Annotated in this window: 14 protein-coding genes; 5 read left to right on the forward strand and 9 right to left on the reverse strand. The window is 41.2% G+C overall.

The features are described from left to right. The first annotated feature begins 68 nt into the window (after positions 1–68). Complete coding sequence (locus INP83_RS15665) at positions 69–542, forward strand: VOC family protein (protein WP_219125004.1); 474 nt, start codon at positions 69–71, stop codon at positions 540–542. Between the two features lie 41 nt (positions 543–583). On the opposite strand, the gene INP83_RS15670 is transcribed toward INP83_RS15665, so the two are convergent. Next, on the reverse strand, positions 584–886 hold the full coding sequence (locus INP83_RS15670) for a hypothetical protein (protein ID WP_146271003.1): 303 nt from the start codon (positions 884–886) through the stop codon (positions 584–586). Positions 887–1,117: 231 nt separating this feature from the next. Between INP83_RS15670 and INP83_RS15675 the strand changes: the two genes are divergently transcribed. After that, positions 1,118–3,088, forward strand: a complete 1,971-nt coding sequence (locus INP83_RS15675; protein WP_219125005.1) for an ATP-binding protein — start codon at positions 1,118–1,120, stop codon at positions 3,086–3,088. Here the strand turns inward: INP83_RS15675 and INP83_RS15680 are convergent. Continuing rightward, complete coding sequence (locus tag INP83_RS15680; protein ID WP_219125006.1) at positions 3,085–3,360, reverse strand: DUF4342 domain-containing protein; 276 nt, start codon at positions 3,358–3,360, stop codon at positions 3,085–3,087. The genes INP83_RS15675 and INP83_RS15680 overlap by 4 nt on opposite strands. Positions 3,361–3,468: 108 nt before the next feature. Here INP83_RS15680 and INP83_RS15685 point away from each other — a divergent pair, with 108 nt between their 5' ends. After that, positions 3,469–3,891 (forward strand): secondary thiamine-phosphate synthase enzyme YjbQ, encoded by a 423-nt coding sequence (locus tag INP83_RS15685; protein WP_219125007.1) that lies wholly within the window; start codon positions 3,469–3,471, stop codon positions 3,889–3,891. 69 nt (positions 3,892–3,960) lie between these two features. On the opposite strand, the gene INP83_RS15690 is transcribed toward INP83_RS15685, so the two are convergent. The 5 genes from INP83_RS15690 to INP83_RS15710 all read right to left on the reverse strand — a co-directional run bounded on the left by INP83_RS15690 (position 3,961) and on the right by INP83_RS15710 (position 9,664). Further along, on the reverse strand, positions 3,961–5,139 hold the full coding sequence (locus tag INP83_RS15690) for an aldose epimerase family protein (RefSeq protein ID WP_255563167.1): 1,179 nt from the start codon (positions 5,137–5,139) through the stop codon (positions 3,961–3,963). A gap of 24 nt (positions 5,140–5,163) precedes the next feature. Next, a complete protein-coding gene (locus INP83_RS15695) occupies positions 5,164–6,198 on the reverse strand; it encodes a family 43 glycosylhydrolase (RefSeq protein WP_219125008.1) in 1,035 nt (344 codons plus the stop codon). 3 nt (positions 6,199–6,201) lie between these two features. Continuing rightward, positions 6,202–7,071: an HAD-IIA family hydrolase gene (locus tag INP83_RS15700; protein ID WP_219125009.1), complete on the reverse strand. Its 870-nt coding sequence runs from the start codon at positions 7,069–7,071 to the stop codon at positions 6,202–6,204. A 90-nt stretch (positions 7,072–7,161) separates the two neighbouring features. Further along, positions 7,162–8,199, reverse strand: a complete 1,038-nt coding sequence (locus INP83_RS15705; RefSeq protein WP_219125010.1) for a hypothetical protein — start codon at positions 8,197–8,199, stop codon at positions 7,162–7,164. Positions 8,200–8,305: 106 nt separating this feature from the next. After that, a complete protein-coding gene (locus INP83_RS15710; protein ID WP_219125011.1) occupies positions 8,306–9,664 on the reverse strand; it encodes a glutamine synthetase family protein in 1,359 nt (452 codons plus the stop codon). Between the two features lie 83 nt (positions 9,665–9,747). On the opposite strand from INP83_RS15710, the gene INP83_RS15715 reads away from it, so the two are divergent. Next, entirely contained in the window at positions 9,748–10,161 is a 414-nt protein-coding gene (locus INP83_RS15715) for a gamma-glutamylcyclotransferase (protein WP_219125012.1), read from the forward strand. Positions 10,162–10,195: 34 nt separating this feature from the next. On the opposite strand, the gene INP83_RS15720 is transcribed toward INP83_RS15715, so the two are convergent. Continuing rightward, positions 10,196–11,206 carry a glutamine synthetase beta-grasp domain-containing protein gene (locus INP83_RS15720; protein ID WP_146270985.1) on the reverse strand — a complete coding sequence of 337 codons (1,011 nt, stop codon included), beginning with the start codon at positions 11,204–11,206 and terminating at the stop codon, positions 10,196–10,198. A 241-nt stretch (positions 11,207–11,447) separates the two neighbouring features. Continuing rightward, a complete protein-coding gene (locus INP83_RS15725) occupies positions 11,448–11,969 on the reverse strand; it encodes a hypothetical protein (protein ID WP_219125013.1) in 522 nt (173 codons plus the stop codon). 285 nt (positions 11,970–12,254) lie between these two features. Here INP83_RS15725 and INP83_RS15730 point away from each other — a divergent pair, with 285 nt between their 5' ends. Then, positions 12,255–13,754: a malate:quinone oxidoreductase gene (locus tag INP83_RS15730; protein WP_219125014.1), complete on the forward strand. Its 1,500-nt coding sequence runs from the start codon at positions 12,255–12,257 to the stop codon at positions 13,752–13,754. The last annotated feature ends 37 nt before the right edge of the window (positions 13,755–13,791 follow it).

Raw genomic sequence — 13,791 nt, forward strand, 5'->3', positions numbered from 1 at the left:
ATTTTTGTCGCGTTCAGCCCCTACCCGGCGTTCGTTTACACCGTATCTTTGGATTATATATATGAATTATGAAAAAGATAATCCCTTTTCTTTGGTTTGATAACAACCTGCAGCAAGCGATGGACTTTTACAAGTCTGTTTTTGACGACTTCAGTATCACTTATACAAACAGCTATAGCAAAGAAGGCCCAGGGCCGGAAGGATGCCTGATGAGTGGACAATTCAGAATGCACAGCCAGGATTTTATGGGGCTTAACGGTGGGCCGCATTTTAAATTCAATGAGGCTGTATCGTTCTTTATCAATTGCGATACACAAGAAGAAATAGATTATTATTGGGAGAAACTCACCGCTGATGGTGGAAAAAAATCACGCTGCGGTTGGCTTAAAGACCCGTTTGGTTTATCCTGGCAGATCTGCACCCCAATATTAGGGAAACTTCTCGCTGATCCGGACAGAGAAAAAGCTGCAAGAGTGATGCAGGCCATGATGCAAATGGATAAGATAGATATCGCCAAGATCGAAGAGGCAGCACAAGGATAAAATAAAAAGAGGCGGGTTTTAAAACCGCCTCTTTTTGTATGCTAATACACCGCGTCCGGTGCTTTGTAATCAAATATGAAGTCTGCTATCTTCTTCAGTTCAGGTATTTTAAGCTTTGTGCCTTTGTACTCCCACTTTTCTTCGTCTTTATCGATACTGATCTCTCCCAAAAAATTAGGATCATTTTCGTCAGTTGGCTCGTTTAGCATGTCTTTATGGGTAAACTTACCCAGGAACCTTGAAGAAAAAATCTTATAGAGTCCGCTTCCCCACACCCCTCTTTCTGCAACAATTTCTACGTGTTTTTCAGTATCTGAATCGGTTTTAAGCTTTAAGATGACCATGTTGTTTAAGATTTATATATTAATGACAAACTATAGCAAATGTTGTTTTTAAACATTCAATTTTTAATGTAAAAATGTGAACATTCATGTTAACGCTGCATTAAATTACAAGATATATCTGTTCACAAATTACTTTAACTAATGTGTAATATGCTTTAAGGTTAGAACTTTACAACAGCAGATATTTTGTATATTTGAAGCCCTGTTGATTGATTCCCATTTAAACATACCGTGAATACTGCCGCGCGTATTTTTCTTCTTTGCGTTATAAGCATCCTCTTTGCGTTATCGGCAAATAAAGGTATTGCGGCTATTCAAAAAATCACCCCGGCTGCAGATACCAATAAGATCGAGCTTTACAATAAACTGGTTTCCAGATACCGATACGATAAGCCCGACTCAGCGGTATTTTACGCCAATCTTGGTTTACAATTAGCCAAAACTACCCACAACAAAAAGGGTCAAGCCGTTATGCTTAACCAGTTAGGCATGATAGATGATAACGTTGGCGAATTTGAGAGTTCCAGGAAAAAATATTTGCAAGCGCTTGAACTATACCGCATTATAGGTGACAGTAAAGGTATGGCTACAGAAAACATCCGGTTAGGTGTAGTAGAGCTGCGTAAAGGTCAGTACGATCGATCAACCGGATTTTTCTTAACTGCCTTAGAACTAAGCCAGCATATTGCCGACAAATTTGGCCAAATGGAAGCTTACATCACTTTAGGTGAAGCTTATGCCGGCCAGAAAAAACATGACCGTGCGTTACAGTACTACCATATAGCTGAGAAATTAAATGCCGGTTTACCGTTTTCTAATCTTTCCCTAAACCTTTTTAACGATATTGCTATCTCCTATCGTGAAACCGGCCGGTTAAACGAGGCTAAGCCTTATCTGCTTAAGGGATTGAAATTAAGTGAGGTACCTAAATACCAGGGGCTCAACATTACGCTGACCAATACTTTAGCATCTGTTTATGCAAAAGGAGGCGACACCATTACTTCTATTAAGCTGCAGCATATAGCCTTGGCCAAGGCCAGAAAGATAAATAACTACATCAGGCAGATACAGACGCTGATGGGGCTTGCAACCACGTATGGTAATATTAATCCGGCCAAATCATTGGCGTACTGGCAGCAAGCTTTAAAACTATCCGAAAGCCGTAAAGCTTACAAGGAACAGGTAGATGAGCTAAACGCCATTGCCAATATTTACGAATTGCAAAGGAATTACCCGGAGGCATATAAAGCTCGCAACAGGCAGTACCAAATAGCGAACGAGTTTTACTATAAAAAAATGAGCAGGCAGATCGTAAGCTTACAAAATGCCTACGAGTTAAACCAGTCTAAAGCGAGAGAGCAACAACTTCGCTTTGATAACAATAAGCGCGATCTGCAGCAGCGTATATCTTACGGCGTAATAGTAGCAGTTTTTATTATCCTGATGGTGCTGGTTTATTTTTACTTCCGCACACGCAAGCTTAATTATCTGCTCAACAAAACCAACGCAGAGCTAAAAGAGTCAAATATGGTTAAAGATAAGCTCTTCTCCATATTAGGCCATGATCTGAGGTCGCCCTTCATTTCGGTGATAAATCTACTCGATATTGTTGATGATGATGACCTGGAGCCGGGCCAGCGCAAAGAGTTATTAAATCAACTTAAAAACAACACCACGGTATCTTTAGAAACTTTGGATAGCCTGCTTCGTTGGGGGCAAAAGCAGATCAAGGGGATACCGATAAATCCATCTGCCTTTAACGGGCGCGACCTGGTGAATAAAGCAGCAACATTTTTAAGTGGCGTTGCAGGAAACAAAGACGTTGTTATTGAAAATAAGGTAAGGGATAACTTGAGCATTTTTGCAGATCCGGATCACTTTGAGTTTATCATCAGGAATCTTTTATCAAATGCTGTTAAGTTTAGCCCTCAAAACAGCAACGTAACCATCTCAGCAGAAAAGCATGACGACCATAAGGTTTCAATTACTGTTACAGACAATGGCATTGGCATTGCCTCCGATAAGTTAGATGAGATATTCGACTTGGGTAATATCAGCACAAGAGGTACCGGCAATGAAAAAGGCACCGGCCTTGGTCTTCTGCTTTGCAGGGAATTTGCCGAAGCAAATAATGGTTCAATTACCGTAAACAGCCGCATAGGTTCCGGATCTTCTTTTACAGTTAACCTTCCATCCGCTTAAAGCGGCTGTTCATTATCGTTGCCGGCAGCAGTCTCGCCTTCTCGTTCTACCGTTAGCGAACATTCACCAACCACTAAGGCTAACGCACCAACAGCAGCCAATATAGGTGCCAGCACGGCAGCTACAACACCTATCGCTAATGGGAAACTCAGTAGCTCTTTGCCTGCTTTATCATTAATAGTGATGCGGGTGATGTTACCCTCTTCTATCAATTCTTTTATTTTGTTAACCAGGTTTTTACCATTTAGGTTAAAGGTCTCTTTTGTTTTCATATTTGTTTGATTACGTCACAGTCAATATGTTACAGATACGTTGCTTATGTTATCCGTTAAGGATCGGTTTAATTTGAACATAATGCAAGATCAGTTTGTATTATTAATATGAAAATATTTCAGCAGATTATTCATTTACCGCAGGCAAGGCGTGGTTTCCATATTATCACAAAAGAAATTACTAACACTTTACCGCAGATAAGCCAGTTAAAAGCAGGAATTCTGCAGGTATTTATTCAGCATACGTCTGCATCGCTTTGTATAAACGAAAATGCCGACCCAACCGTGCGCCAGGATTTTGAAATGTACTTCAACAAGGCAGTCCCTGAGAACGACCCTGATTACCTGCATGATTATGAAGGTGCGGACGATATGCCCGCTCACCTAAAGGCTGCCATGTTAGGCAGCTCGGTAACCATTCCTATCACCAATGGCCGCCTGGCTTTAGGAACCTGGCAAGGCATCTACCTTTGTGAACATCGCGACCATGGTGGTAGTCGTTCCGTTGTTATCACAGCTTGGGGAGAGTGATGTTACCATAAACACAAAGAGACACGAAAATCGTGTCTCTTTGTGTTTATGGTAATCAGTAAAAGCGTATTATTTAACCACGCTGAACTTGTAAATAGATTGCGTTTTATAAGTTTGGCCGGGTTTCAACTCTGTTGAAGGAAAAGTTGGCTGGTTTGGAGAATCAGGATAATGCTGTGTCTCCAGGGCGAATGATGTACGATATTCATCTTTTTTGCCGTGTTTCATCGTATTTTGGCTCTGCATAAAGTTGCCACTGTAAAACTGCAGCCCGGGCTCTTCTGTAAACACTTCCATTTTGATACCGCTTTTGTCACCAATTACTGTAGCTATCGGCGTGCTGATGTCATGTTTGCTTAACACGAAGTTATGGTCATAACCTTTGCCGTTCTTTAACTGCTCGTTTTGCTGATTAATACGTTCGCCAATTTTTGTGGATTTCGTAAAATCAAACGGTGTGCCTGCTACGGCTTCAATTTTACCTGTAGGTATCAAAGTGCTATCTACCGGGGTATAATTATCTGCAGCCATTTGAACTGAGTGATCCAAGATAGTGCCGCTTCCCTCGCCGTTTAAATTAAAGAAGGCATGGTTGGTTAGGTTAACCACCGTGCTTTTATCTGTAGTAGCAGAATAGCTTACTTTCATGGCGTTATCATCAGTTATCTGGTAGGTAACTTTAACGTTTAAGTTGCCCGGAAAACCGCCTTCCATATCTTTAGCAAGGTAGCTTAACTCAAGTGTTGCACTATCTATCTGTTTTGCATCCCAAACCACTTCCTGGAAACCCGGATGACCACCGTGTAAAGTGTTTTGTCCGTTGTTGATAGCTAAGGTGTATTCCTTGCCATCCAGTTTAAATTTGCCTTTTGCAATACGGTTACCAAAACGGCCGATAGTTGCACCATAGTAAGGTTCTTTTGAATTGATAAAACCATCAACGTTCTCAAAACCTAAAACCACATCCGTTAGCTTACCATCTTTATCGGGCACTAACAAGCTTACAACACGCCCGCCATAATTGGTTACCGCAGCCTCCATCCCATTTTTATTTTTCAGGATGTAAAGGTGAGTTTGTTTGCCGTTAATGGTTTTCTCAAATGCTGAAGCCTGAGGTAGCTGTGGTTTGGTTTGGGTACTATCTGTCATGGTTGTTTCTGATTTTTTTGCAGCTTGGTTACAAGCCGTAAACGCTACGCTTGCTGCCAGCATTACTGCCAAAGTTGCTTTATTAAATGTGTTTGTCATAATATGAATTACTAATTTTCTGATTTACTTATCTGATGGTGCTTTCAAAACAGTCCCTTCAGCGACAGGTTCACCAAAGTTTGGTGTGCCATCTGCATTCCAGGTGAATTTTTGCATTCTTGGCGAACGAAAACCGCCACAGCCTTGCCCCGCCTTTGAATTGGCATGATAAATTATCCAATCCTCTTTCCCATCTGCCGATTTGAAGAACGAGTTGTGACCAGGCGCATACACGCTTTTTTCTATTGAACGCTGAAATACGGGCTTGTCAGATTTTTTCCAGGAATCGGCATCCAAAAGATCGCTACCGTAAGATGCGGTAAGCATACCTAATGCATAAAAATCAGTCCAGCAACCACTTGCAGAGTATATAAGGAAAACCTTATCGCCATGAATCAATATTACGGGGCCTTCGTTCACATTAACATGTGGTGGGTTACTTTTTTTACCTAAGTCGCCGTTTTTTTCCCAATCAAACAAGGGGCCCGATATTTTGGAACGCTTACTTTCTATAGTCCACGGATTTTTCATTTTTGCAATGTAAATATCCTGTTGACCGTTGAAATCGCCTTCCCAGCCAGACCAGATCATATATAACTGGCCCCTGTGTTCGAAAACCGATCCGTCTATAGCCCATTTATCAGTGGCATCTCCTACCCGCCCTTTAAAAGTCCACATATCTTTTGTTGGATCTTCAGATGAATTTTCAATTACGTACATCCGGTGATTATTGTTATCCCCATCGTCTGCAGCAAAGTAGATGTACCATTTACCGCTTAGATAATGTAATTCAGGAGCCCAAAGTTCCTTTGAATAGCTTTTACCGGCAGGCGGCGTCCAAACAACTTGCTTCTGCGCCTTTCCAAGATCGGCCATGTTCTTTGTTTTCCAAATAGTCAGGTTGCTGCCGGTAGAATTGGTATAGTAGTAATAATCACCGTGCCTTATTACCCAGGGATCGGCACCTGACGGCAGCAAGGGGTTTGTAAAAGTTTTTTGTTGCGCTGATGAAATTAGCGTGAAAAGCAACATAAAACAACCGATAACAACTCTTTTCATAGATTAAAAATTCAAATCCTCAGGCCCTAAAACTGCACTTTCACAAATATAGGTAGGCACAATGCCTGTGGCCTGTATACGGTTATCTGCATCTTGTGGCAAAGTATTGCCGGATAATACCAATACCGTATCTAAACCAAATTTATTACCGCCAATGATATCTGTTTGAAGCGTGTCGCCGACCATGACAATCTGCTTTTTGCTGATCGGACGGTAGTCTCTTATAAGGTCATAAGCAAACATAAACATTTGCGAATCAGGCTTACCAAACCGAATAAACCTTTTGCCCACTATAGTTTCTATCATTTGCGCTATACCACCAATGGCAATGCTCACATCGTGTTTTGATACCGGGTAAGCGTAATCAGTATTGGCAACAATAGCCGGTATGGTACGCTTGCGCAACAGGTTAACGGTTTTGTTGATATCATGAAACCAATCGAAACCCTCGTCATCCATAAATACCAGCGCATTTACTTTGTCAATATTGGTACTGTCCACATCGCGTACCGGTAGCGTTTTTAAGCCGGCACTTTCTATATAATGCGCAGACTCTTCTGTACCCAAATAAGCCACGTAACCATCATGTACCTTTAATTCCAGGTATTCTTTAGTAAGCTGTCCCGATGAGATTATCCTATCTGCTGATACGCAGTGAAGATCTTTTTTATGATAAGATTCCGCAAGCTGCGCAGGGCTGCGAGAGGCATCGTTTGTAACAATGTAATACTCTTTGCCCTGGGCTTCGAGATAGGCAAATGTTCTTTCTATACCCGGCAGCAAGCCACTATGGGTTTTCAGCACACCAAACGCATCAAAAAAAACAACGTCGTAACGGTCTATAATCGATTTGAAATCCTCAATGCGTTTCATGTTTTAGTTCAATTGTTCATTAGTTTATTGGTTCATTAGTTCATCGTGTAGGGTATTTTAACTACTCACTTAATTAACTTAATCAACCACTCATTCAAGCCCTAACGCCTTTATAATTTTTTCGGCATCGAAATCCCTATCTACTGATGGCAAATATATTTCCATTGCTTCTGCCTGTAATTTCTTTGCATATTGCTCGCTAAAAAAGTATTTACCATCTTTTATTACATAATTAAGAATAAAGAAACGGTAAGCTTCCTTCAAAAAGCGTATCTCATCTGCCGTTATTGGGTTAATTTTGTGATATTCCTGTAAGAACAGTATAAACCGGTCTTCCATCATTGGGCCTATCACGTAACTGAACACGGTACGGTCGCCGGCATCTGATACTACCCTGCTGAAAAAGTAAAAATCAAGCAAACGGTAACTCATCCTAAACCAATCGTAATCCCAGCGCGAAAACAACTCCAAGTCGGCCGTGACCGAGAAATTACCAATGTTCCAGTCGATAAAAACAGGTATGATCTCAAACGAGCTCATGTTATACCGCGACCGGTTTTTCAGGAATTGCTCGCAATGGTATTTCAAAAGATCTACCTGTGCACGGGTGCCAAATTTCTGCTCATCTTTATCTAACTGTCTTTGCAGGTCGTAAATATCTGTTCGAAGTGTTTTTGATGATTTGGGTACCACGTTCTTAACCCTTGAGCAGGCTTTATGGAATTTGCCTATCTGGCTACCCAGTTTTCTGATCATATCATCATCTAACCTGCGGGGCAAACGTTCTGCCATACGGGTTGGGTTGTAAAAAACCACCCAGGCATCATCTTTACCGCTTTTGTAGCGATAGATATAGACCCTGTTATTCTTAAGCAAGGACTTAGACAGCAGATTCTCGAACGGGTACAACAGGTTGTTTGATAGTGCTTGTATAATACGATGATCTTCTTTAAAATGCTCAAACTTGCCAAAGAATGATAGCTTGGCGATAACAATATCATCGTCATCAAAGGTGATGCGGTACACGTGATTTGTAGACACCATTGCACTGATATCATCAACGCTGCGGATCGTCTTAGATTTATCGTAACCCTCCCAGGCCGATCTTATAATTAGGTGAAAGTCCATTTTATGAACCGGGATCGAGCGACCTGATCCCAAGTAATACATTGGTTAATGAGGCTAATATACTATTGTTTACCGTTTTTAAATGTAGATACTACAAATAATCTGATCATATCCCTTCAAAATATCTTTTCAATTCCCAATCGCTCACACTTTTGGCATATTGCTTATGTTCCCACAAGCGGGTTTGAGTAAAGTGTTTTACAAATCCATCGCCAAATAATTCTTTAGCAACAGGAGAATTTTGCATTGCAGTAGCAGCATCAAATAAGTTATTGTGCAGCACACCGTTAGATTTATTCTCATAACCGTTACCCTTTGTTGCGGCAATGTCCAAGTTAAGTTTGTTTTTTATGCCATATAGGCCTGATGCCAGTGCTGCCGCAATAGCGAGATAGGGATTGGTATCTGAGCCGGGTATGCGGGTCTCTAACCGGGTGTTTTTCTCAACTGTATTAATAACCCTCAGCGCTGTTGTTCGGTTATCAATTGCCCAGGTGATGGTAGTTGGCGCCCAGGCACCTTCTACCAGGCGCTTATAGCTGTTAATGGTCGGGGCATACATTGGCAATAAGTGCGGCATACAATAAAGCTGGCCGGCCAGGTACTGTTTATGCAATTCGCTCATCTTGTTTAGGTCTGTACCATTGTAAAATAGGTTCTTACCACCATCCGCCGACCATAAACTTTGGTGGATGTGCCCACTGGAGCCAGGCAAATTTTCATTCCATTTTGCCATAAAGGTTGCAGTTAAGCCATGCTGCGATGCAATTTCTTTCACCGCAGTTTTAAAAAGCACCGCCCTGTCTGCAGCTTCTAAAGTTGGTGCGTGGTGTATAGCTGCTTCGTATACTCCCGGCCCTGTTTCTGTATGTAAGCCTTCAATTAGTATTTGGTATTGGGTAAGCTTATCAAACAAGTCGTTGTAGAATGACCTATTTTGAGAGGGCCTTAATATAGAGTAGCCGAACATACCCGGAGATAATGGTTCCAAATTCCTGAAACCTTTATGCTGAAGGCTCTGCGGTGTTTCATAAAAATTGAACCATTCAAATTCCTGTGCAAATTGCGCTACGTAGCCTAATTCATCGCACTCATTTATTATCTTTTTAAGCAAGCTTCTTGAACATACATCCAATGCCTTTTTATCAGGACCTGTATAATCAGCTATAAAAAAAGGCACATTATCTTCCCAGGGGATCATCCGAAAAGTCGACAGATCGATATAACACTGTTTATCAGGATAGCCGCTGTGCCAGCCGGTCACCTCAACATTATCATAGGGTGCATCGGTGCTATCCCAACCAAAAACCACATCACAAAATCCATAACCACCTTGCAAGCCATCCAGAAATTTTTGTTTGCTGATCACCTTACCACGCAAAATGCCATCTATATCAGCAAACGCAAATTTTATTTTTTGAACATTATTGTCTTTAATATGAGCTATAACCTGGTCTATATTCATTTCAGCTGTATAAAATGCCAATTTAAGATAATTTGGAATAAATTAGGGCTTAAAATCAGTATAAGCCTCATCAGAATTATACCATGACAGACCTTCTCTTTATATATGGCACCTTACTAAACTCTGATAACGAATTTGGATCATACCTTAAACAAAATTGTTCATTTGTAACTTTTGGTCATCTACAAGGACAACTTTACGATCTGGGCGAATATCCCGGCATAGTTATATCGTCAAAAGTCGATCAAGAGGTTTATGGAAGTGTGTTTGAAATGAGGGATCAGCCGGAGATACTCAGACGCCTGGACTACTATGAAAGCGTTGGCCCTGATGAAGAGCAGCCTAATCTCTATCGACGCGAAATACACCCTGTGAAAACCATCAGAGGCATTATGCAAGCCTGGGTATATGTTTACAATAGAAGCGTTGAGTATGCCATCGCTATTCCCGGCGGGGATTACCTAAAGTATTTAAACAAAAAATCCCCCGGTACATAAGCACCGGAGGATCTGTATATCCAGTTTGCAAAGATTAAATCTTGGCAGATTTTACTGTTTTAATTATAACTGCAGCTACTTTGTATGGATCTGCAGCAGAGTTAGGGCGACGGTCTTCAAGGTAACCGCTCCAGTTATGGTCTACAGCGTAAAGCGGGATGCGGATAGATGCACCACGGTCTGACACACCATAGCTAAAGTCGTGGATAGAAGCTGTTTCGTGTTTACCGGTTAAGCGTTGATCGTTATCAGCACCATAAACGGCAATACAATCAGCAACTGCCGGGCGGAATGCTTCACAAACTGCTTTGAATTTCTCTTCGCTGTTTGCGGTACGCAATAAAGTATTAGAGAAGTTAGCGTGCATACCAGAACCGTTCCAGTCTAACTGACCAAGCGGTTTACAATGCCAGTTGATCGATACTCCGTATTTCTCACCTATACGCTCCAATAAGTAACGTGCAACCCAAATTTGGTCGCCGGCTTCTCTTGCGCCTTTGGCAAAAATCTGGAACTCCCACTGACCGGCTGCAACCTCAGCATTGATACCTTCTACGTTAAGGCCTGCTTCTAAACAAGCATCTAAGTGTTCTTCAACAATCTCACGACCGTAAGCGTTGTTTGCACCTACTGAACAGTAGTAAGGGCCTTGCGGACCCGGATAACCACCAGCAGGGAAACCAAGTGGTTTGTTAGTTGCAGGATCCCATAGGAAATACTCCTGCTCAAAACCAAACCAAAAATCGTTATCATCATCCTCAATATGTGCACGGCCGTTTGACTCGTGTGGCTGACCTTTTGAGTCTAATACCTCACACATTACAAGATAAGCATCTTTTCTTTGTGGATCTGGAACTGTAAAAACCGGTTTCAAGATACAATCTGATGAGCCGCCCGGTGCCTGCTCGGTTGATGAACCATCAAAGCTCCAGTTATCCAGATCTTCAACCTTTCCACTGAAACTTTTAACAATTTTTGTTTTGCTGCGCAGGCTTTGAGTTGGTTTGTAGCCGTCAAGCCAGATGTACTCGAGTTTTGTTGCCATTTTTAATGATAAATTTGAATTTTTTAAGTTTAATTATAGTTCCTTATAAAATCAGTCAGTCTTTATGCCGCTAATTTAGAGTATTTTTATAAATCCAATAACTTTTTTGAAAAAATTTATAAAAATCGGAACTAAAAATCTCAAAAATTCAAAAATCATCATTTTGTATCAAAATACGTACATCTTACTATGCTAACATAGCATTTCAATTATTATCTAAATTCTTAACAACTGATTTTACTTATTTTGCAGATGCCACGCCCCAATAACACGTTCTTCGTATCGCTTTCAAGTCGTTAGCGTTCGCAGTAATCTCTTTTTTGCTGTTTTCTTCGAAAAAGTAAAGTTTTCCATTCGTGTTATCGTAAATAAAAGAGGCCAGTGCTTTACCTGATCTATTTTTATTCATAACATCCAGCCTCACCGCATTTGTTGGGCTGCGTTTACTGGTAGAATCGGCTGTGGTTTGGGCGGCCACCCAATTGATCTCATATTTCACATCAGAAGAGTTAGCAGCTAAGCCAGTCTTTTTAAATTCACCTGTTTTTTGTACAACTCCTATCAGGCATTTAATGCACGGGTCTGGTACAGTTGCAAGTTTGGAGTAATTCTTATCGGGATTATTGATTACCGCTACCTTTTTATTCTTGATGGCAAGCGTTGTTTGAGTAGTGTCTTTGTTAGTAGATGGTGATGTTTGCTGCTTACAGGCAAATATGCATGTGGTCATCAAAGCGGCAAAGAACAGCAATATGTTTTTCATGGGCTGCAATGGTTTCAACAATAAACGCTAATGGCCAGTAATTGTGTGTTTTAACCCTGTAGTGGTATTAATTGAAAAATCTTTCATATTTTTTAAAGAAACTATAAAATGAAGCCATTTTCATTAAAAAATTACAATCCTTAAGCGAAAAATTCTGTTAAATTTATTAAAATTGCCTGATTGTATTAAAAAGCTTAGCATAAATTACTTCTGTCATAAACTTTAATAAATACTATCCGTTTTTAAGATGCAGAGCCGAAATTTAGTCGGCATTTATAAACTATCATGAGTAACAGCAATATCGGATCAAATAGTACGGTTGATGTAGTTTTAATTGGCGCAGGTATTATGAGCGCTACGCTTGGCGTTATGCTTAAGCAGTTGCAGCCCGATCTGTCAATAGAAATATTTGAACGCCTTGACACCGTTGCTGCTGAAAGTTCTGATGCCATGAACAATGCGGGTACCGGCCACTCTGCTTTTTGTGAATTAAACTACACCCCCCAACTTAAAGACGGCTCGATAGAAATTACCAAAGCCATAAAAATTGCCGAGCAATTTGAACTGTCCAAAGAATTCTGGTCATTCCTCATAGAGCGGGGCTATGTGAGTAGTCCTGAGAGCTTTATCCGCAAAGTACCTCACATGAGCTTTGTTTGGGGCGACGAAAATGTTGAATATTTGAAAAAACGCCAGCAGGCTTTGGTAAAGCACCACTTTTTTAAAGGTATGGAGTACTCGGAAGACCATGCGCAGTTAGAAAAATGGATCCCCCTTGTAATGGATGGTCGCGACGAAATTCAGAAAGTATCTGCCACTTTTATGGATATAGGTACTGATGTAAACTTTGGCGCCCTAACCCGTAGCCTTATTAGCAAATTAGAACAAAAACCTGGTGTTAAGCTTAGCCTTAACCACGAAGTTGAAGACATAAAACGCAACAAAGACAATTCATGGCGCATTAAAGTGAGCGATCGTGTAAATGGCGGTCAGCGAAAACTTAACGCTAAATTTGTGTTTGTAGGCGCAGGCGGTGGTGCCTTAACACTGCTTCAAAAATCGGGCATACCAGAAAGTAAAGGCTTTGGCGGTTTCCCGGTAAGCGGGCAATGGCTTGTTTGCAACAAACCTGATGTTGTAGCCCGCCACAATGCTAAGGTATATGGAAAAGCATCAGTAGGTTCGCCGCCAATGTCGGTTCCGCATTTGGATACCAGGATGATAGATGGCAAAAAATCATTGCTATTTGGGCCCTACGCCGGTTTTTCAACCAGGTTCTTGAAAAAAGGATCCCTGCTTGATCTTTTCAAATCTATAAAGTTAAACAACATATTGCCGTTATTAGCCGTAGGGCGCGATAACATGGCACTTACCAAATATCTTATATCGCAGGTACTTCAATCTCCTGATGACCGCCTTAAAGCTTTACAGGAATATTTTCCTGAAGCTAAGAAGGAAGATTGGGATCTGGACATTGCCGGTCAGCGAGTACAGATCATCAAAAAAGACCCTAAGCGTACAGGCGTACTTGAGTTTGGTACTGAGGTAGTAACCAGTGCCGACGGTAGCATCTCCGCATTGTTGGGTGCATCGCCGGGTGCATCAACATCAGTACCTATTATGATAACTTTGATAAGTCGCTGCTTTAAAAACTTTATCAATACGCCGCAATGGCAGGATAAATTCAAGCAGATGATCCCGTCTTACGGGCAATCATTGGTTGATGACGAAGCTTTGGCTGATGCTACGAGGGAGCGCACGAGTAAAGTTTTGGGGTTGATCTGATTGAACAAAATATTTGTATATGGATAAAGAAGGCTGC

This window comes from Mucilaginibacter sp. 21P (assembly GCF_019331605.1).
Classification (GTDB): domain Bacteria; phylum Bacteroidota; class Bacteroidia; order Sphingobacteriales; family Sphingobacteriaceae; genus Mucilaginibacter; species Mucilaginibacter achroorhodeus.